Origin of the sequence: Caproiciproducens galactitolivorans, from assembly GCF_004768785.1 — a bacterium.
Lineage (GTDB): Bacteria > Bacillota > Clostridia > Oscillospirales > Acutalibacteraceae > Caproiciproducens > Caproiciproducens galactitolivorans.
Genome location: NZ_SRMQ01000015.1, coordinates 1 through 19,198 on the forward strand (window position 1 = coordinate 1; position 19,198 = coordinate 19,198).

Sequence of the window (19,198 nt, forward strand, 5' to 3'; positions counted from 1 at the left end):
ATACTTGGCTGGCAACGGCCCGGGACAATAGGAAGGTGCCAACACAAATATTCCTCAATAGCTCAGTCGGTAGAGCATGCGGCTGTTAACCGCAGGGTCGTTGGTTCGAGTCCAACTTGGGGAGCCAGAAAAGTAAAGCCGCCGTTATTAAATTAGCGGCGGTAACTTTTTGCTCGGGCCATTAGCTCAGTTGGTTAGAGCAACCGGCTCATAACCGGTCGGTCCAAGGTTCGAGTCCTTGATGGCCCACCACGAAAAAACCGCATCAGATAGCCATTTATCAGCTGTTTGGTGCGGTTTTCTTTTTTCTCTTGATTACATTATATTACAAGAATTTATAAGATGTTTTGAAATTATGCAAGTCAAAAATTGTGTAGGGTAAAATTTAGGACTATAGGAATTTCTTCTCCACGCAAGAAATATTCAAATTCGTTTAACCATTCTGTTCCAGTAACAAAGAGTTTCGTATTGACATCTGGAAAAAGGAATGGTATAGTATTCTCATAATTTAAAATTAGGAAGGTTGGTTTTGATGTCGGCGCTGTCTGTAAAGGTGAAAAACAACTAAATAGTTGTAGAAGGTGAGCAATAAGCGGTTATTCCGCGTGTTTGCTATGCCTTTTAGCGGTACGGGTTTTCTATACTTGCACCGTCGGACTTCCGCCCTTACAGATTGCTTCCATACGGTTTATTGCCGTAATATAACCATCCAGTTATATATTGCCAGATAAAAGAGATTATCATTTTATCTGATCTAGGAGCATAATGGGATTGTCCCGTTATGCTTTTTTGTTTGGATGATAATGCCCACAGGAGCATTTTGCCATTTTCCGATGAAACAGAAAACAAAATTGCCTTCTTTGACCTTCCAGTATGAAGATGGGAACTCTGGTTAATCTGTTTTTTTGAAAGGACGGCGGATGATTCCTGTGGGCTTTTATTATCTAATTTTATGGAGTAACAAAATGAATACAACAGAAATTATATTAGAATTTACCAGAGTAAAGAAAATGCTTTGCGAAAACGCCATGTCGGAGCGCGCACGCGGCAAATTAGCGGAGTTATCCCCTTGTTTGGATGAGAGAGAATGTGTACGAAAAATGGAAGAAACTACTGCGGGGAGGAGGATTTTAGACGTATGCGGAACGCCTCCGCTGACAGCCATGACACAGATTGAGGAAATCCTGACGCTTTCGAAAACAGGTTCCATGTTGGTTCCCGAACAGCTTATCTCGGTTGTGCAGTTTATTGTGTCTTGCAACAGGGTGAAATCCTACCTTAAAAAAGCGGAAGAGCTGGAAAGTACGATTGCCTGCTATGGGAACAGCATGGCTGATTTGACGGAACTCCGGCAGGAAATTGACCGGTGTATCCGGAATGATCAGGTGGACAGCGACGCAAGCCCCGCCCTGCGCGATCTTCGCCGGAAAATTGAGAACGTAAAGGCACAAGTACAGACAAAACTAAATGATATTCTGAATAGAAAAAAACAATGGTTTTCAGATTCGATTATCTTTACGCGCAACGGGCGGTTTGCCCTCCCCGTAAAAAAAGAGCATAAAAATCAAATCAGCGGAAGCATACTGGGCGTATCGGGAAGCGGAGGAACGTACTTTATGGAACCGTCCGCAGTAACGAAATTGCAGGAGGAACTTTCTTTACTGCAAATTGAAGAAGATAACGAAGTAAGAAAAGTTCTTTTTACTCTAACCGCATTGGTTGATGAATACAGTCCGGACTTGAAACGGAATATGGAAGCAATGGAAACATTGGATTATGTATTTGCAAAAGCAAAGCTCAGCGCGCAGATGGATGCCCATCCGGTTTGCATTTCTTCCGAACGGAAAATATCGATTCAAAACGGCAGGCACCCGCTTATTGACCGGAAAGCCTGTGTTCCTCTGAATTTTGAATTAGGCGAAAGCTGTTTGGGCGTGGTAATCACCGGACCGAATACCGGAGGAAAAACTGTCGCGTTGAAAACCGTTGGATTACTCTCGATGATGGCGCAGAGCGGCCTGCACATTCCAGCAGATGCGTCCAGCGTCCTCAGTATGAATAACGCGTATCTGTGCGACATAGGGGATGGGCAGAGCATCTCGGAGAACCTGTCTACGTTTTCTGCCCACATGACTCGTATTATTGATATCCTTCGGCACGCGACGCGGGAAAGCTTGGTTCTGTTGGATGAGCTGGGTTCTGGAACCGACCCGGCGGAAGGGATGGGGATTGCCATTGCGGTATTGGAGGAACTGGGCAGCAGGGGCTGTCTGTTTATCGTAACCACGCATTACCCGGAGGTGAAGGATTACGCGGAGTCTGCACCAGGGATGATCAACGCGAGTATGGCATTTGACAGGGAAACGCTTCGTCCTACCTATCGGCTGGAGATTGGCAGAGCCGGGGAGAGTTGTGCGCTCTACATTGCAAAACGCTTAGGACTTCCCTCCCGTTTGTTGGAACGGGCTTATCAGGAAGCTTACCGGGATCGTCGGCGGGCAGAGGCGATTGCCGCATTTCAGCCGGATTTTGAGGATAACAAGAATGAAACAGTTTTGCCGCCGGTTCCCACAATTAAAAAACATAAGCCGCAGGCGGTTTCCAATACGCAGAAATATGAACTGGGGGACAGTGTGATCTTTTTTCCACGTCGGGAAATCGGAATCGTATTTCATCCAATGAACGAGCGCGGAGAAGTCGGTGTGCAAATCAAAGGCATTAAAAAATGGGTTAACCAGAAAAGGCTTCGCCTAAAAACACAGGCAAGTGAACTGTATCCGCCGGATTACGATTTTTCAATTCTTTTCGACACAGTAACCAACCGTAAAGCCCGGCATGTCATGGAAAGAAAGCACGACCCGAACGTGACAATTCAATATGGTGGGGAGAAAAAGGGATGATAAGGGCATACTAATTTTGCATCGGAAGGAGGTGGAACGATGGTTAACGACGATACGATAAAATTATTAAATGAGTGCAATGCAGGAATCAAAATGGCGGTGAGCTCAATCAACGAGGTTTTACCAAAGGTAAAAGACCAGCAGTTTGGACAGGCTTTAATTGATTGTAAGCATCTGCATGAGGAACTGGGCAATGAAACACACCGCTTATTGAATGAATATGGAGACGGTGGGGAAGAGCCCGGTTCACTAGCAAAAGGAATGTCTTGGATAAAGACCAACGCAAAGCTTGCCATGAGTCCGACGGATCAGACTGCAGCGGATTTAATTACCGAAGGGTGCAATATGGGTGTGAAATCATTGAGCCGTTATTTAAATGAATATAAAGCGGCGGATGAACAAGTGAAAGATATTACGAAAAAGCTCATCCAGTCCGAGGAACAGCTTTCCGTTGATATACGGCCGTATTTATAAATTATACAATGATAAAACCCGCATGAACACGATGCAGTTCATGCGGGTTTATATTCCTTATGGAGGCGGTAAAAACGCGTTTGCTTCTTGGAGCCGCCGCCATAGCCGGGGCAGACGGGGCAGGCGGAGCGGAAAGCTTATAACTGGTGCATTAAATCTTTGGTTGCAAGATACAATTCATCAAACAGCTTTTGATATTTTTTATATTTTTCATGATTTTCCATATTCGGCGTATAGGTAATGCCGGGCTTAATTTTCTTCGCCAAATCAGCAAAGCTGTCAAAGAAATGGATACCCATGGCGGCCATCATGGCATCGCCGAAACTGGCTCCGATGGTCACGCCGGCGGTTGCGATCGTCTTGCCGGTAATGTCCGCGACAATCTGCATCCAGCCCGGATTTTTTGTTCCGCCGCCTACAGCCATAATTTTGTTAATTTGAACTTTGTCTTCTTCAAAAATTTTGAAGTGCTGGTTAATAGAGTAACCCACGGCTTCCAGTGTGGAGCGGTACATATGCTGCCTCGTATGCGAAAGCGTAAGGCCAAACAGCATCCCTTTCGCAAGCGGATCATTGATTGGCGTACGCTCGCCTGCAAAATAGGGCAGGGTAATTAACCCGTCGCAGCCGATCGGAATCTTGTCGATGCCTTCCATCATGGATGAATACGCATTCACGCCTGTTTCCTTTTCCGCTTTAAGGCAGTCGGTAAAGATATTGTCCCGATACCAGCGCGTCAGCGTACCGGCCGCGTTTGTGCCGGCGGAAACGTCAAAGGTACCCGGAACAATGAATTCCTCGCGCCAGATACGGTCGTCGTTTACCAGTTTGTCAGTACAGAGGATCATGTAAATGGAGGAGCCGAACTGTAACATCATATCCCCGGGCTGCAGAACGCCGGTGCTGATTGCCTCGGCGCCCGAATCGTCCGTTCCGACGATAACGGGGGTTCCTTCGGCAAGCCCGGTTTCCTTTGCGGCCTTTGCCGTAACGTGACCGGCGATATCTACGGTGTTCATCACATCTGCCAGTTGGTCGGGGCGGCAGATTGGCTTGCAGGTTTCCGGATTCGGCGTGCCGTCCGAATGATAGAGCGGATTAAAGCTGGCAAGACCAAGAAAACGGTCTACGGTAAATTTGCCGGTGAGCTTTGCGGTTATAAAGCTGGAGCCGGTTAGGAATTTATGGGCTTTTGCGTAAACTTCCGGCTCATTATTCTTAATCCAGAGGATTTTCGGCATAACGTCGGAAGAGCAAAGCGGGCGGCCGTACCATGCTTTGATCTGGTCTTCACCGTAGTATTCCGTCAGCCATTCCATTTCTTTGGTGGCCCGTGCGTCAATGCCGTATAGAATTGCTTTGCGCAGCGGGTTGCAATCCTTGTCAACAGGCAGGCAGTCTGCGCCCAGCGCGCTTGCGCCAATAGCCCGAATATCCTTTGGGTCTAAGCCGCTTTTCTGCAAAAGCGCGTTACTGATCAGGCAGAAATCATGCCACCATACCTTGTCGGCGTCATGCTCAAAGTAGTTTGGTTTTGGATTTTCCATACCGTGTGCTGCGGCGTGGGTTGCGATTACATTGCATTCATTATCGATAATTACACCTTTGCTTTCAAAAGTTCCGGTGTCAATTCCCATAAAATATGTTTTGTTCATTTCTATACCTCTTTTTATCTGTTTTCGTGTGGCATTCGCAATAGCAAAGAGGAAAGGAAGGGGTGAATCCCTTATTTATAGAAGTGTACGTAAAAATTGCATTTATCGCTTCGTGTATAAGTGCGGGTAAATTCGATTACACGGTTTTTATCGTCGTAGCTGGTGCATTTAAATAAAAAAACCGGCTCTGACGCATCAATCCCCATCATCCGCGCGTCCTTTGGCTCCAGCTTGGCAAGGTCCAGCGTCTGGTAGGCGCGTTTGAGATTCACTCCGTAAAAATCATATACCTCATAAATCCCGAAGACGGAGAGATCAATTCCCTCCAGCTTCGGCACAATGTATTGCGGGATCAAAATTTCCTCTATGGAGATCGATTCGTTGTCCGCGTAGCAGATGCGCTTGATGTAGTACAGCTTATCTTCCGGTTTGATCCCGAAAATCAGGCTGTATTTGCCGCCGGCGTCCCGCAGTGCCTTTGTCAGAACCTTTGTGGTGGGATGGGTGTTCTTGGAACGCATGGTTTGCGTAAATCCGCCTAGTGTTTCCAGGTCGCGCTCAACCTTTGCGCCCATGACATAAACACCCTTACCCTGTACCCGTTTCAGAAGTCCCTCGTGGACAAGCGCGTCAATGGCGTTGCGAACGGTCAGCCGGTTGATACCGTATGTTTCAGCCAGCTCATTTTCAGAGGGAATGGCGGTGCCGGGCAGATATTCCCCGTCTTCAATTTTCGTGCGGACAACCTCCCGCAGCTGCAAATAAATAGGGGACTGATAACTAATTTTTTCTTCCGTCACACTCATTTATGCCAACTCCTTCCTTCAACGAATCATAATAGATAGCAATTTCAAAATACTGTAGAATCAATTCCGTTTCCCCGCCAAGGGAGGGAGAAAGGAATTTCTGCTTCCTTTCCTATTTGAAATGATTACCGAAAGATTACCATGCGCCGTTGTATTGCAAAGTTATACTGCTGTTGGCCGCGCCCATGTGCATGCATTCTTTCAGTTCTTTTCCCTGAAGGATTCCCCTCAGGAAACCGGCAATATAGCTGTCGCCCGCGCCCATTGTATCTTTTACGTCGCAGGGTACAATTCCGAAGGTGGTGAATTTCTCGCCGTCATAGGCAATGCTGCCCTTGTCCCCTAAAGTAACAGTTACGATTTTCGGCCCCTTCGCGTGCATTTTTTTCATATAATTGCGGATGAAATCTGTGTCGCCGTCATCGGAAGCAAAGAATGCGTAATCGACATGATAGATTGCCTTTTCAATGACGGGGTCGTCCAGTTTATTTGCAAAATCAAAGGCGATTGGGGTTCCCTTTGCCTTGATTTTATACAGGTCGTTTTCAATCTTGCCCCACAGCCCGGTAACGACCATGTCTTGACTGCAGAGAAATTCGATATCCTCGTCGGAAAGCTTGAACTGAGCTAAAACGCCTTCGTCATAATCGCCGAACACACGCTCGCCGTCAATCAATTCTACCTGTGTAATCGCGGTGTTTCCCGGCAGTACCTTCACGTGAGATGTGTCTACGCCCTTGGCATTTAGCGCATCGATCATGATTTTACCGTATTTATCGTTGCCCACTACGCCGGTGTAAGAGGCCTCGCCGCCAAGGCGAACCGAATAAACAGCCACGTTTACCGGGTTACCGCCCGGAAATGCTTTTCCTAAATTCTCGTAAACATCCATACAGTTGTCGCCGACTGCTGCTATTTTCATTTTTCATGCTCCAATCTATCGGGTGAGCACACTCGCAAAACGAACCGAGTCTGCCCTTACAACCGATTTAAAATATTCTATCGGGACATCCTCTTCGTCTTTTACCACCCCTGTCAGTAAAAAGACGGGGGATTCTTCCTCAATTTTCAGGTATTCGGACTCTTCGGGGGTCGTATAGGTAATAGCGATTTTTTCCTCGCCTTTTACAATGCAGACGCCGTAATCGTTTTCCAATACCCCGTAAAAGGATTCCTGACCGAAATCGTGATGGATTAGTTCAGGAAACCGCTCAAAGTCCACGTAACAGGTTTCAACAATCACGGGTTCCCCGTCCACAATGCGCAGGCGGGTTAGCTCATAAACTTTATGCCCCAAGGGCAGGTGCAGCATTTTTGTAATCTGCTTGTTGCTTTCGATTACAAGCGCGGAAATCACCTGGGTAGTAAGCCTTTTGCCCGCTTCTGCCACGACGTGGGAAAAGGGTTTCAAATCCTGCAGATTACGGATCAGCTTGGGGCTGGCGGTAAAGGTGCCGGAGCCTTTCCGATGGTACAGCTTTCCTTCTGTAATCAACCGTTCGATCGCGCTTCGCAGCGTTGTACGGTTAAAATTCCACATTTTGCACATGTCACGCTCGGAAGGCAGCTTGGAATGGGGCGGAAGTTTATGTTCAATGATATAGCATTCAATTTTTTCTGTGGCTTCGTCTCTGGGACGGCTGCGAAATTCGCTGGTCATGGGATTTCCTCCTAAATCGATATGGTATAAATATATAATTTCGTAGCATTTGATTTGGTACATATATTGTTTTACAAATTATACCACTTTTACAGCGATTTGGGAAGAAAAAAATGAATGTCTGTACATTTTCCGAAACCCCCTATACTTGGAAATTCCTTCAAGCATAGGGGGGAATCGTTTACGATAAAGCTTATTCGGCTTTTTCTGTTGAAACGTTATTTTTTTTATCCCAGTAATAAAAGACCGGCAAACCGGTTACAACAACTAGTGCTGCGCAGATTAAACCGGGGATGGGTGCCCACAGGAAAGTGGAAACGATCAGCGTTCCAGTCATAAACATTGCGATGCTGGCCATCAGATAGCCGCAGGGCATTTTCCACAGCGGGTCATATCCTTTTTTGCGGCGCAAGACAAAGATAGTGCCGAATGTCATGAAGTTTTTCAGCAGCGCAATAAGGGTGAAGTAGCCGAGCAGGTCGGACAGGCTGGAAGCGAAGATCAGAACGATTGCAACTGCGCATTGAACCAGAATGGAAAAGTACGGGGTTTCCCACTTTGGATGAACCTTTGCAAAGGATTTAAAGAACAGGCCGTCCTTCGCCATTGCGTACTCAATGCGGGGCTGGAACATAATGCAGCTTGACAAAGAGCCGATGATGACGATAATGGCCATGATTGCTGTGATTGTGCCGGCTGCATCGCCAATTAACGGGATCTGAGAGGCTGCCAGCGCTACCGGTGCGTCGCTTTCGGCAAGAGCTTTCAGCGGAAGCAACCCGGTGGCAACGGTGCTGAGCAGTACATAAAGCACGGTTACGGTAATAACGGAGATGATCAAAGCGCGCGGCATTGTCTTTTTCGGTTCCTTAATTTCGCCGGTCATGTAACAGACAGCGCCCATTCCATCGAAAGACCATGTAGTGGCGGAAATGCCGGCCAGCAGAGCCGTCATTCCAACCGGAGCGCCCGCAAGGGCCGGGGCGGAAATATAGTTGCCTTTGATATAGAATAAGCCGATACCAATTAGAAGAGCGAAGGGGAGGATTTTAAACGCGGTGATAAAAGACTGGAATTTACCGCCGCCTTCCACGCTGCGCAAATGCACAAACATAAAGATCAGCACCAAACCGGTGGCGACAAATTTCGTCGTGAGGCCTGAAAAGTTTGTGAAGTAAGCAAGGTAATTTGCGATGGCAATCGCCATAATGGAAATGGACGGAGGGTCGGTTGCCCAGAAGCTGATCCAGCCGCAGAGGAAGGCCAGCGGGCGGGAACCCGCTTCGCGGAAGTAAACGTATTGGCCGCCGTCTTCCGGATAGGCTGTGGCAAGCTCTGCGTAGCAAAGATTTGCCGGAACCTGCATTAGCCCGCCGATAACGAAAGCCAGAATGGTAAATGCTGCACAACCTGCTGCCGCGGCAACTGTTTGAAGGGAAGAAAAGATGCCGGAGCCGATTGTGGTGCCTACGGACAGCGCAACGGCTGCGCTAAGACCAAGTTTACGCTTCAGGTCCTGATTATCCGGGGCTGTATTGCCTGATTTTTCTTTTGTAGACATGGATTATTCCCCTTTCTTGATTGGCCGCAAAGCGGAACCGCTTCCGGCTGCGGCCGTTTCTTGTTATTCCCGTTTTTTCGCAGAAACAACGCTAAAATACATAACACAACATATTTTCCATACCACTTCACAAAAAGAATAGCATATACGATAAAAGTTGTCAATTAAAAAAGGGAAAAAATATAAAATATCAATAAATTCGTCATGTTAAATGAAAGAAAACCGATAGAATTGTAATTATAACTAAAGATCTATTAATGTTGAAATGGATTATATTATACCAATACTATGCAGAATATTCCTTATTTTTTCTAAAATCCATAATAAACATTCTGTTTTATCTTGATAATTTGGTAAAATTTATGAAACCCGTCCGAAAATCACTCGCCAAGAATGCTGATACTGATCGTGCGCTTTGCCGGACCGTCGAACTCGCAGAAGTATACATCTTGGGCATCGCCTTTTACCATTTCACTATTCACAATTGGGAAAACGCAGTGATTCCCAGTAAGGTGTGCTTTTAAATGTCCGGTTGGATTGCCCGCAGTAGAACCGTAACTTCTCAGCATTCTGGCGTGGACGTAGGGATAATCCTCCGGCACGAGCCTTTTCAGGAAGGTGTCAATATCGCTCTCCAGACATTCCAGCGATTCGTTCACCGTAATTCCTGTTGTCGTGTGCTTGGTAATAACCGTGACGATTCCGTTTTTGATGCCGCTTTCGGCTACTGCTTTTTCTATCTCATCGGTAATCCGGATCAGGTCGTTGTATTGTGTTGTCAGCAATGAAAAGCTTTTATAAATAACCATCTTTCCATATCATTCCTTTCGCGGAGGATGAAGCTTAATCCAGTCCGCCTAAAAATTCAATCGCGTTTTCACCCTTGATCAGTTCCAGCGTACTTTCCCGGAAGTCAAGTTCCTGAATTGCCTGTGCCATCCGTATCTGTTCAAAGCGCGGGTTGTTGCTCCCGAACATCACCTGATGACGCAGGCTGCGGTCGATCCATGTTACGGGAAGGTCCTGCGTGAGTACGCGGAAGTAAAATTCCTTTGCACAATCAAAATACAAAAAGCTGGTATCGGCGTATACATTTGGAAATTTGACCATCAGCATGGCGGTTTCCTGCACCCATGGCCAGCCGAAATGCGCAAGGCAGATCCGCAGCTTCGGATGGCGGTAAGCGAGTTCTTCAAATTCCATGGGCTTTGCGTATTTGCTCAGGGTGTCCGGTTCCCATGAAAGGCCGCTGTGGAACAGAATCGGCTTATTGTATTTTTCACAAATCTGATAGATTTGTTCCAGCCTCTCATCGCTTGGATAAAACCATTGCCTGGAAGGGTGAAGCTTCAAGCCTTTTAATCTCAGGTCGGCAAAAGCATGCTCCAGCTTCTCGCAGCAGTCGTCGGCTAGTGGGTCAACGCTTGCAAAGCCGATGAATTTATCCGGCGCCATGTCGACAAGGCTGCGAATTTCCTCGTTGGTCACCACCGCGCGCCCTGCGGTGGTGGTGTAGTCCTCCGGCAGGAGGCAGAGCCTGTCCAGGCCGGCGCAGCGCATTTGGTTAAAAATGTGCTCTAAAGGGGCTGTGCCGTTGCGATGGATGTCCAATGCATTATGGCGGAATTCCGTTTGTTCTTCCTCGGTGTTAATCGGTTCAAAAAAAGCCGGATGTACATGAATATCGATAAACATCCTTAAAATCCTTTCTCACGATAAATAGAACGGGGGTATGCTTTCTGATCTACATACCCCCAAAAAATGTAGCTTGCTATTTTAATAAGTCCTTTATGTTGTTGATTGCGCGGCGGGCGTAGAAACGCGGTTCGTTGATATAAGAGGTTACAAGTTCGATCGTCATGGTTCCCTGATAATTGATTTCCTTCAATTCTTCCATCATTTCCTTTAAAGGCATTTGCCCTTCGCCCGGCATGATGTGCGTGTCGCTTGCGCCGTCATTGTCAATGACATGCATGTGATACATCTTTTCGCCAAGCTTATCGAAATAAGCCATAATGCTTTCCTGCTGCACATAGGGCGGGACAATATCGCACATGCCGACTAGAAATTCGGACGGAATCAGCCGGAATATTTCCGCAAGGTCGTTAGCGCTCTTGCATACGTTGGATTCATAGGGCGTCAAGGCTTCCACAACGAGCTTATGCTGGATTTTTTCCGCGTGTTCGGTTAATTCGCGCAGGGAGAGGATCAGCCGATCCCAAATTTCCTGTGTGGTCGCGTTGTATCCCGCGTGCCCGCAGGAGATGAGGGTAAAGTTGGCGCCCATTTCCTTGGCCATATCCATGGAGAGCTTCAGGTATTCTATGGACTCGCGGCGCATGGCCTCCGTACCGATCATGTAGTTATATGGATAAGCGTTATGTTCCGGGGTATAGCCTATTACCGGTATTTCGTATTTGTCGATCAGCTCTTTGATCTGCCGGATGCCGCCGGCCTTTAAATCTGGGGCAAAAGCGTGGGGACGGCCTCCCCAAAGCTCAATGTAATCGTAGCCGAACCGCTTCGCGTCTTTGAAAATATCTTCCATGGGATTGCGCTGATAACCGGATGTAAACATACCTATTTTCATGAAATTTCCTCCGTTTCAAATTTAAATTTAGTAAATATGCTAAACTAGCCGCGTAAAAAAACCGTTTACAATGCGGGTACAGAGCAAACGGTTTTTTGTAAGCAAGCGTTACAGTTGCATTCGGTTAATATTGTACCAATCCGCCGTAGTAACGCCTGTCATCCGGGTTATGATCCTTGCTGATGGAGAGATAATAATAGAAGTACTCGAGAGGCACGAACAGCACCATCGGGGCGAGCATTGGGTGCAGGTCCACGTTCAGATCCTTATAATCAAATACAATATAATCCTCGGTGAACTTTTTCACGAAATTAATCGTGCGCTCGGTTGTGTGTCGGGACTCGTCGGTGCCAAGCATGAATACGTACGGAACACCCTTTTCCACGATTTCTAGTGGGCCGTGGCGGAATTCGGCGCTGTTCAGCATGCAGCCGTGCGTCCATGTGAATTCCATCATGGTGATGACGCCCTCTTTATAAGCGAGCGGCAGCATAGGGCCGGCGGCAACCGTATAAATGAAGGGCCATTTGCTTGCGCGGATACCGAGTTCCTTTGATTTTTCTTCCTGGGAAACGACGAGTTCTCCCAAAACTTTGGGCAGCTTCGGCATGTCTGTAAGGATTTTGCTGATTTCTTCATTTTCCTTGATTGCATTGATGTATTTGCAGGCAATGTAATAGCTGACCAGCAGGTGAATTTCCCAAATGCATTCTGCGCCGTAGCCGAGGACGTATTCCGCTTCTTTGCTTAAAGGCGTGCCTTCCTGATCGCGGGTCACACCGAGCGTTAACGCACCGGCTTCACGCGCGCGCTTAATGCTGTTGTAGACTTCTTCAGTTTTGCCGTAATGACTTATGCCGATGACCATGGAGTGCTCATCCAGCTTATTCGGGGTTTGATCAAGGAAATCCCAGCCGCTGTAAGATTTGCAGGGGATGTCGGAGTACTTTTCAAACAGCATCTGAGCTGTCTGGCAGGCACAGAGGGGAGAGCCGCAGGCCACGAAGTAGACGCGGTCAATTTTGCGTTCAACCATCTTCGCTACGATTTTGTCGAGCTTCGGAAAGTCATTTGCCATCAGGTTTTCTACTTCTTTGACCATATTTGCGGTTACAAGGAAATCAACCTTGCTTTTGTCAATGTTAAGCATACAATCAATCCTTATCTGTTCGTATTTCGTGCCGGAGGCACGTTAAGTGTAAAGTGGTGGAAAATATATTTGAAATGGACAAGTATGGAAATGGTTATTTATTCTGAACCCAGGGTTCAAAAACGCTGACAACTTCGGAGGCGATTTTCGCACCTTTTTCCAGCGCCTTTTCGATCGGCATATTTGTCAGGATACCGTAAAGGAACCCTGCAATAAAGCTGTCGCCCGCGCCAACCGTGTTGACGGTTTTCGCGGGAAAGATGCCGAATTCATAGAACCTTTTGCCATCCCATGCAAGGCTTCCTTTTTCTCCGAAGGTGGAAACCGCGATTTTCATTCCGTGGTTCACTTTATCCTTCAAAAAGTTTTCGATAAATTCATCCCGCTGCTTGTAGGAATAGAAACCGTAATCGACATAGGGAAGGGTCGTTTCAACCAGCTCATGATCCAGTCTGTCTGCATAGTCAAAGCTGATTTTTGCGCCGCGTTTTTTGATTTCCGGCAGAACTTTTTCCGCCTTGCCCCAAAGGGCGGTATGCACAAGATCGTGGCTGGCGGCAAAACGGATATCTTCCTCATCGAAAACAATGTTTTCTAAAACGCCTTCGCAATATTCCCCATGAACGCGGTCCAAACCATTCATATCCATATAGGTAATTGCTGTCGGGCCCCTTCCAACCTTTAGATGGCTGATGTCGAGCCCTTCGGAATTCAGACAACTCAGCATCCATCTTCCGTTTTCATCGTCGCCAGTAGTGCTGATAATGGAAGTTGGGATGCCCAGCTTCTGCAGGTTTACGCCGGTGTCAACCGCATTGCCCGTAGGATACTTTTTCCCTAAACGGGGGTATACGTCGATACAATTGTCACCGATTGCAGCGACCTTCATTTTCACGCCTCCTTTTTAAAATATTAGATATGTAATTGATTTTTTTAAACCAATTACTCTAAATTAAGTATAACGCGAAGATTTTAATTCGTCAACGAGTTAAAATATCTAAATGATACGACACGTATTTATTTATTTTATACAATTCATAGTTTATATAAGCAAGATATAAATTATACCACTTTAATGCATAAAAAAATTTAAGTGTAATTTGAGTTGGAGAGAAGAAATTTTTCTACAATTTCCGCAACAGCGTCATGGTTATTATCCTTCAAAGTAATATAATCCGCGGCTGCCTTAACATCCGGCAGGGCATTTTGTACCGCTATGCCGATCCCGGCGTGGGTCAGCATGTCGATGTCGTTGTCGTAATTTCCCACGGCAATCGTTTGGCTTATCGGGATGGCAAGAAAGTCGGCAAGGACCTTTATCCCGTTCCACTTGTTGATGCCTTTTTTCATAATATCGAGGCAGCCGGGTTCGGAAGCAACATACTCCAAATCCAAATCCGAGTTATCCAGAAACGCGCGGACTTTTTCGCCGTCATCGGTTACAGTAAACCCTTCTACATTTTCGCATTGCACGTCTTCGGGGGAATGGTAAAAATCCGGTTCCAGGCCCAGTTCCTCCGCATACTTTCGGGTTCGCGGCGTCATCTTATTGATGCCCCAGTACATTCCGCTGAAAATGTGGAGTTGACAATCTTTTTGCAGGCAGTAGGAAATCAAAGCCCGCGCATCTTCCTTGCCTGTGAAATCATTTTTCAGCACGCGCCCATCCGCAGCGGAGGTGATTTTCCCGCCGTTGTTCAGTATGAAATAGTCGGCGTAACAGGCGTCCTTGCCCAAAGGCACCATATCAATATCCCGCCGGCCGGTGACAAAACAAAGGATATGCCCTTGCTGTCGGGCGGAAATCAGCGCTTGTTTGGAAAGAGCACCCAGTTTGCCGCTGTCGTTCACAGCGGTACCATCAAGATCCAGAGCCAATATTTTTTGGTTCATATTTCACCCGCAGCTTACAGCTCTTTACGGTATTCTTTTACGACCTTCATAAAGGCTTTAACCCGGTCACAATCGACGGTGCTGTAGAAATCGCCGTTTTTCTTAAAGGTTGTGCCCACAACGGCAGCGTCCGCATACCTCAGTTTTTCTTTAATTGTATCAATGCGGCACCCGGTATTGCAGATTACGGCAACATCCGGCGCGGCTTTTTTCACGCTGCTCATCAGTTCTTCATTTACCTCCTGCCCGGCTGCGGAAGCGGAAATGCAGAGCCCGTCCGGCGACGCCTTGAACACAACCGATTTCGCAATCTCCGCCAGCGGGCGGGTATCCAGGTTATGGTCGGATTCCGGGTTGATGAAATACAGCATCTTCAGGTCGTCCAGATGCAAAGCAGCTTTGCGGCGGAGCAAATAGGCGAAGTCATTGTCATAGAACCCGCCGTCGCCAACGTAAGTGCCGCAGAAAGTGCCGCGGATAAATTTTGCGTCCACCGCCGCGGCCAGCTCAAGGCTGGCAAGCCCGTCGGAAATGCAGTCCGCACCGTATGGCACGCGGATTTCGCTCATCAGTTCGCCGATGACGCGGGCCATGGCCGCAGGCGTAACAAAATCCATTTTCCGCTGATAAGGGAGGCTGAATTCATTGCTGAAAATAATTCCATCCACACCGCCGTCCTGCAATGCCTTCAGGTCTGCGCGCGCCTGATCGACAACTGCTTTCATACTGTCACCATAGCGAAATTTCGGGTCGCCCGGCAATGCTTTCAGATGAAGCATTGCAAAGATCGGTTTTTTTACACCAAACATTTTTTCTGTCCAAAGCATAATACATCCTCCAAATTCTATGTTTTTTGTTTAAAAGTTCGGTAAATTTGGCTTTAAGCAGATAAGTTAATAACAATTACATACCATTTGCAAAATCATAATAGCATTCCATTTTCGGAATGTCAATAAGATTTCGGATGGTTTTTGCCGCGATTTTTGTAGAATTTTCACCGGAGTTATAAGCACAGAAGTAGATTTATCATACCAAACAACGGATTATTCCGGACTTTATTCTATTTTTTTAAATGGTCTGAAATACAATCGGGAATGATAATATACTGTAAATTTTTATTGCGCACAACGAAATAGTTCTACAAATTGATAAAAACTTTTAAGATTTGTATTGCAAAATTTAGGGATATATGCTATCTTAAAAGCGTAAATGGTATGAAAAACGCTAAATCTTATATATAACACTTCATTATTTTCCATCTACCTTTGCTGTCAACACAGTAACCGCACCTGTGTCGGACAGTCCTTTCATGTAAACCGTATTGATTAAAGAGGGAGTGCTAGAATGACAAATAGTGGAAAAGCAGAGATTCTTTTAAAATCGAATTGTATTTATACGGCTGTTTCGCCAGAGCCGTTGGCAGGCTTTGTGGCTGTTGCAGACGGAAAAATTCTTGCTGTGGGCAGCGACGGAGAAGAGGAGTATATTGACCGGAATACGGCTGTATATGAACTTGGCGACAAATTGGTTTGTCCTGGCTTTGCAGATGTACACTGCTTTTTTACGGGGTATGTGCTGCGTTTTGTCGGCGCAGATCTTTCTTGCGCCGGCACAGCGGAGGAAATAATTGAAATCATGAAGCGGTATGCCTGTGAACAGCCTTTTGAAAAGGCGCTGCTTGGGCATGGGTGGGATTCGGAAAAAGTTAAAAATCCCGATCCCGCGCTGTTGGATAAAGCCTTTGCGGGGCGTCCGGTGATTCTGTTCGAAAAGGGGCAGGAAACCTGCTGGATGAACGAAGCAGCAGAAAAAACTTACCAGTTTACACCGGAAACCTGTTATCCCGAAGCATATTGGAAGCTTTTGGGTGAAGTGCTGGGCGACCGTGCGTTCATTGTTCCGGAATTCAAAAAGTATATGGCCATGCTGAACAGCCGCGGCGTAACTTCCGTAAAAGAAATGGGATTTGATGATTTTTACGGCTTTACAGACGTGCTGGAGGACTTGGAAAAGAAGAACGAATTGACTTTGCGCGTTAACTTTATGAGCCAGCCGGTCGGCGCCGGTATGAACCTTGCATATGGCCGGGAGATGAGAAAACGTTTTCAAGGCGATTACGTCCGTTTTTCGGGCTACAATCGGATGACGGACGGCTCTATCAGCCAGTTGTGCGGCGATTTGAAAGAGCCCTACTGCTGTGCTCCCAACATCTGCTGTGCTCAGGAAATCGACTATGATCTAATTGAAAAGGAGACCTTGGCGGCAGATGCGGAAAATTTCCGTTTTTCACTCCATGCGCAGGGAGACGCGGCAATCTGCAAAGTCCTCGATATTTACGAAAAATGCAAACGCGAAAACGGCAAGCTGGTAAACCGCCACAGCATCACCGATCTGGAATTCAGCGATCCGTCTGATTTGGAACGGATGGGAAAGCTGGGGGTGATTGCGGAAATTTATCCGCAAATTATGGCCATTGCGGATCGCAAGAGCAAGCTGGAAATGATTGAAGAAAAGATCGGAATGGAACGCGGACGCTACTACTGGAACCGCCGCAAAATGGCGGACAGCGGCGTTTTAATTTCCTGTGGTACGGATCTTCCTTTATTAATCGATGATATTCCGGAATCCATTTACCATGCCTGCGGCGGGCAATTCCCAGAAGGCGGAGAGCCTTTTAACAAAGAAAATACTCTGACGGTAAGTGAGGTTATGCGCGCTTGGACCTATGGCGGGCAATACAATCTTTACCGTGAAAAAGAGCTCGGCACCCTTGAGCAGGGGAAAAAGGCAGACATTGCGGTATTGGATGGGAACGTCTTTACGGAATCCATGCAGAATATGCGGGCGATCAAAGTCTGCCTGACTTTAGTTGAAGGAAAGGTAGTATATACCTCCTTATAATCACTTTGATTAGTCTCTCCCATAACTTCCCGAATCCACAAAAGAAAAAGCCGAAAATGCAATGGAGCAATCGTTGCATTTCCGGCCTTTCTTTTTTCAGAGGAGTGGAATTATCCGTGCGCAGTTTTTTCGTCAGGATTCTGTTTCAGCCCCGTAGCTTTACGGTTAGCCCGTTTCGCTAGAAATACGCCGGATGATCTTTGCTCACACTTCTATTTTCTTTCAGAGGGAATATATTATAGAAAGATATGTTCACCGGAGGAAGATTATGGATTTACAAGGAAAAATGTTTGCTGCTGTTGCAGGCGGCTTCGGTCTGCATTTAACGGAGGAACGGATTAAGACGGACTGTTCGAGCTCCGCGGTACAGACGATTACGGAAATCGTGGCTGCGGAAGGGATGTACGATTCGAGAGCGAGGGATAAAATATGAAACGGAAAATTTGTGTGGTTACCGGCTCACGCGCAGAATACGGCCGGCTCAGCGTCCTGATGAAAGAAATCCGGAAAACGCCCGGCTTTCAATTGCAGCTGATTGCAGCCGGAGAGCACCTGTCCCCGGAATTCGGGCTGACGTATCGGGAAATTGAAGACGATGGATTTGCAATTGACTGCAAAGTGGAAACGCTGCTTTCCAGCGATACCCCGGCGGGCATTACAAAGTCCATTGGTTTGAGTGTTATCGGATTTGCGGACGCTTTTTCCCTTTTGCAGCCGGAGCTATTGATCCTGACGGGTGACCGTTACGAGATTCTGGCGGCGGCGCAGGCTGCGTTGATTTTTAAAATCCCGGTCGCCCATATCGCCGGAGGCGACACAACGGAGGGGGCTTTTGACGAAGCCATCCGCCACAGTATTACCAAAATGTCGCATTTGCATTTCGTTACAAATAGTGAAGCCTATCAAAGAGTGAAACAGTTGGGGGAAAATCCCTGTCATATTTATAATGTTGGTAATATGGGAATCGATTGCATTATCAATACGCCGCGAATGAGCCGGGAGGAACTGGAAGCTTCCTTGCCTTTTTCGTTTCGGAAGCGGAACCTTCTGATTGCGTTCCATCCTGTGACGATGGATTCGGAGCCGTCTTCCGTTCAGTTTGAAGCGCTTTTGCAGGCGCTGAACGATCTTGGGAGCGAAGTGGGCCTTTTGTTTACGGAACCGAACGCGGATCCGGAGGGGCATGAAATCATCCGCCTGATGAATCAATTTGCCGCGGTGCATCCGAATGCTGCGGTTTTTCCCTCCTTGGGGAGCCGCTGCTATTTCAGTCTGATTGAACAGATGGATGCGGTGGTGGGGAACTCCTCCAGCGGAATCTATGAAGTCCCGTTTTTCAAAAAGCCGACAGTCAATATCGGGGATCGCCAAAAGGGAAGAATTTTCTCTTCCTCTATTATCAGCTGTTCTGCCGAAAGCACAGAAATTACAAAGGCAATTCACAAGGCCTTTTTAATGGATTGCTCCCATGCGGTCAATCCCTATGGCGAGGGAAATACTTCTGCAAAAATCCTCAGTATTTTACAAACGATACCGGATTATGGCGTTTTATTAAAAAAGCATTTTTATGAAAATTAGGGAACCGGCGTTTCAAATGGGTACGGTTTC

General features: G+C 46.9%; 17 protein-coding genes and 2 tRNA genes. 7 read left to right on the forward strand and 12 right to left on the reverse strand.

Annotated features, from left to right (window positions below):
* Positions 1 to 51 precede the first annotated feature (51 nt).
* The 4 genes from CAGA_RS11425 to CAGA_RS11440 all read left to right on the forward strand — a co-directional run bounded on the left by CAGA_RS11425 (position 52) and on the right by CAGA_RS11440 (position 3,374).
* Positions 52 to 127, forward strand: a tRNA-Asn gene (locus tag CAGA_RS11425).
* 48 nt (positions 128 to 175) lie between these two features.
* Positions 176 to 252 (forward strand) — tRNA-Ile (locus CAGA_RS11430).
* Positions 253 to 965: 713 nt separating this feature from the next.
* Positions 966 to 2,900 carry an endonuclease MutS2 gene (locus tag CAGA_RS11435; RefSeq protein WP_135660924.1) on the forward strand — a complete coding sequence of 645 codons (1,935 nt, stop codon included), beginning with the start codon at positions 966 to 968 and terminating at the stop codon, positions 2,898 to 2,900.
* A gap of 39 nt (positions 2,901 to 2,939) precedes the next feature.
* Complete coding sequence (locus CAGA_RS11440; protein WP_135660927.1) at positions 2,940 to 3,374, forward strand: hypothetical protein; 435 nt, start codon at positions 2,940 to 2,942, stop codon at positions 3,372 to 3,374.
* Positions 3,375 to 3,511: 137 nt separating this feature from the next.
* On the opposite strand, the gene CAGA_RS11445 is transcribed toward CAGA_RS11440, so the two are convergent.
* The 12 genes from CAGA_RS11445 to CAGA_RS11500 all read right to left on the reverse strand — a co-directional run bounded on the left by CAGA_RS11445 (position 3,512) and on the right by CAGA_RS11500 (position 15,516).
* Positions 3,512 to 5,029, reverse strand: coding sequence for an FGGY-family carbohydrate kinase (locus tag CAGA_RS11445; RefSeq protein WP_135660929.1), 1,518 nt, complete (start codon positions 5,027 to 5,029; stop codon positions 3,512 to 3,514).
* A 71-nt stretch (positions 5,030 to 5,100) separates the two neighbouring features.
* Positions 5,101 to 5,835, reverse strand: a complete 735-nt coding sequence (locus CAGA_RS11450; RefSeq protein WP_135660931.1) for a GntR family transcriptional regulator — start codon at positions 5,833 to 5,835, stop codon at positions 5,101 to 5,103.
* 136 nt (positions 5,836 to 5,971) lie between these two features.
* Positions 5,972 to 6,757: a fructoselysine 6-kinase gene (gene frlD / locus CAGA_RS11455; RefSeq protein WP_135660933.1), complete on the reverse strand. Its 786-nt coding sequence runs from the start codon at positions 6,755 to 6,757 to the stop codon at positions 5,972 to 5,974.
* Between the two features lie 15 nt (positions 6,758 to 6,772).
* The gene (locus CAGA_RS11460; RefSeq protein ID WP_135660935.1) at positions 6,773 to 7,495 is read right to left on the reverse strand and encodes a GntR family transcriptional regulator; all 723 of its coding nucleotides are present in this window, start codon (positions 7,493 to 7,495) and stop codon (positions 6,773 to 6,775) included.
* Between the two features lie 193 nt (positions 7,496 to 7,688).
* Positions 7,689 to 9,056, reverse strand: coding sequence for an amino acid permease (locus tag CAGA_RS11465; RefSeq protein ID WP_135660937.1), 1,368 nt, complete (start codon positions 9,054 to 9,056; stop codon positions 7,689 to 7,691).
* Between the two features lie 380 nt (positions 9,057 to 9,436).
* A complete protein-coding gene (locus CAGA_RS11470; RefSeq protein WP_135660939.1) occupies positions 9,437 to 9,865 on the reverse strand; it encodes a secondary thiamine-phosphate synthase enzyme YjbQ in 429 nt (142 codons plus the stop codon).
* 34 nt (positions 9,866 to 9,899) lie between these two features.
* Positions 9,900 to 10,751 (reverse strand): amidohydrolase family protein, encoded by an 852-nt coding sequence (locus CAGA_RS11475; protein ID WP_135660941.1) that lies wholly within the window; start codon positions 10,749 to 10,751, stop codon positions 9,900 to 9,902.
* 76 nt (positions 10,752 to 10,827) lie between these two features.
* On the reverse strand, positions 10,828 to 11,646 hold the full coding sequence (gene frlC / locus CAGA_RS11480; protein ID WP_135660943.1) for a fructoselysine 3-epimerase: 819 nt from the start codon (positions 11,644 to 11,646) through the stop codon (positions 10,828 to 10,830).
* Positions 11,647 to 11,770: 124 nt separating this feature from the next.
* Positions 11,771 to 12,796, reverse strand: a complete 1,026-nt coding sequence (frlB, locus tag CAGA_RS11485) for a fructoselysine 6-phosphate deglycase (RefSeq protein ID WP_135660945.1) — start codon at positions 12,794 to 12,796, stop codon at positions 11,771 to 11,773.
* 94 nt (positions 12,797 to 12,890) lie between these two features.
* Entirely contained in the window at positions 12,891 to 13,685 is a 795-nt protein-coding gene (gene frlD / locus CAGA_RS11490) for a fructoselysine 6-kinase (RefSeq protein WP_135660947.1), read from the reverse strand.
* Between the two features lie 200 nt (positions 13,686 to 13,885).
* Positions 13,886 to 14,689, reverse strand: a complete 804-nt coding sequence (locus tag CAGA_RS11495; protein WP_135660949.1) for a Cof-type HAD-IIB family hydrolase — start codon at positions 14,687 to 14,689, stop codon at positions 13,886 to 13,888.
* Between the two features lie 14 nt (positions 14,690 to 14,703).
* On the reverse strand, positions 14,704 to 15,516 hold the full coding sequence (locus CAGA_RS11500) for a BtpA/SgcQ family protein (protein ID WP_135660952.1): 813 nt from the start codon (positions 15,514 to 15,516) through the stop codon (positions 14,704 to 14,706).
* Between the two features lie 517 nt (positions 15,517 to 16,033).
* Between CAGA_RS11500 and CAGA_RS11505 the strand changes: the two genes are divergently transcribed.
* From CAGA_RS11505 to neuC, 3 genes are all read left to right on the forward strand, one after another.
* On the forward strand, positions 16,034 to 17,590 hold the full coding sequence (locus CAGA_RS11505; RefSeq protein WP_135660954.1) for an amidohydrolase: 1,557 nt from the start codon (positions 16,034 to 16,036) through the stop codon (positions 17,588 to 17,590).
* A 268-nt stretch (positions 17,591 to 17,858) separates the two neighbouring features.
* Positions 17,859 to 18,023 (forward strand): hypothetical protein, encoded by a 165-nt coding sequence (locus tag CAGA_RS12700; RefSeq protein WP_167875229.1) that lies wholly within the window; start codon positions 17,859 to 17,861, stop codon positions 18,021 to 18,023.
* The gene (neuC, locus tag CAGA_RS11510; RefSeq protein ID WP_135660956.1) at positions 18,020 to 19,168 is read left to right on the forward strand and encodes a UDP-N-acetylglucosamine 2-epimerase; all 1,149 of its coding nucleotides are present in this window, start codon (positions 18,020 to 18,022) and stop codon (positions 19,166 to 19,168) included. Before CAGA_RS12700 ends, neuC begins: the two co-directional genes overlap by 4 nt.
* The last annotated feature ends 30 nt before the right edge of the window (positions 19,169 to 19,198 follow it).

What these genes read in the sequence shown, in the direction of transcription:
- CAGA_RS11450 (WP_135660931.1), bottom strand. Translation starts at nt 5,835, where the DNA reads ATGAGTGTGACGGAAGAAAAAATTAGTTATCAGTCCCCTATTTATTTG.
- CAGA_RS11505 (WP_135660954.1), top strand. Translation starts at nt 16,034, where the DNA reads ATGACAAATAGTGGAAAAGCAGAGATTCTTTTAAAATCGAATTGTATT.
- frlD (WP_135660933.1), bottom strand. Translation starts at nt 6,757, where the DNA reads ATGAAAATAGCAGCAGTCGGCGACAACTGTATGGATGTTTACGAGAAT.
- CAGA_RS11445 (WP_135660929.1), bottom strand. Translation starts at nt 5,029, where the DNA reads ATGAACAAAACATATTTTATGGGAATTGACACCGGAACTTTTGAAAGC.
- frlB (WP_135660945.1), bottom strand. Translation starts at nt 12,796, where the DNA reads ATGCTTAACATTGACAAAAGCAAGGTTGATTTCCTTGTAACCGCAAAT.
- CAGA_RS11435 (WP_135660924.1), top strand. Translation starts at nt 966, where the DNA reads ATGAATACAACAGAAATTATATTAGAATTTACCAGAGTAAAGAAAATG.
- frlC (WP_135660943.1), bottom strand. Translation starts at nt 11,646, where the DNA reads ATGAAAATAGGTATGTTTACATCCGGTTATCAGCGCAATCCCATGGAA.
- CAGA_RS11465 (WP_135660937.1), bottom strand. Translation starts at nt 9,056, where the DNA reads ATGTCTACAAAAGAAAAATCAGGCAATACAGCCCCGGATAATCAGGAC.
- CAGA_RS11495 (WP_135660949.1), bottom strand. Translation starts at nt 14,689, where the DNA reads ATGAACCAAAAAATATTGGCTCTGGATCTTGATGGTACCGCTGTGAAC.
- CAGA_RS11440 (WP_135660927.1), top strand. Translation starts at nt 2,940, where the DNA reads ATGGTTAACGACGATACGATAAAATTATTAAATGAGTGCAATGCAGGA.
- CAGA_RS11460 (WP_135660935.1), bottom strand. Translation starts at nt 7,495, where the DNA reads ATGACCAGCGAATTTCGCAGCCGTCCCAGAGACGAAGCCACAGAAAAA.
- neuC (WP_135660956.1), top strand. Translation starts at nt 18,020, where the DNA reads ATGAAACGGAAAATTTGTGTGGTTACCGGCTCACGCGCAGAATACGGC.
- frlD (WP_135660947.1), bottom strand. Translation starts at nt 13,685, where the DNA reads ATGAAGGTCGCTGCAATCGGTGACAATTGTATCGACGTATACCCCCGT.
- CAGA_RS12700 (WP_167875229.1), top strand. Translation starts at nt 17,859, where the DNA reads ATGGATTTACAAGGAAAAATGTTTGCTGCTGTTGCAGGCGGCTTCGGT.
- CAGA_RS11475 (WP_135660941.1), bottom strand. Translation starts at nt 10,751, where the DNA reads ATGTTTATCGATATTCATGTACATCCGGCTTTTTTTGAACCGATTAAC.
- CAGA_RS11470 (WP_135660939.1), bottom strand. Translation starts at nt 9,865, where the DNA reads ATGGTTATTTATAAAAGCTTTTCATTGCTGACAACACAATACAACGAC.
- CAGA_RS11500 (WP_135660952.1), bottom strand. Translation starts at nt 15,516, where the DNA reads ATGCTTTGGACAGAAAAAATGTTTGGTGTAAAAAAACCGATCTTTGCA.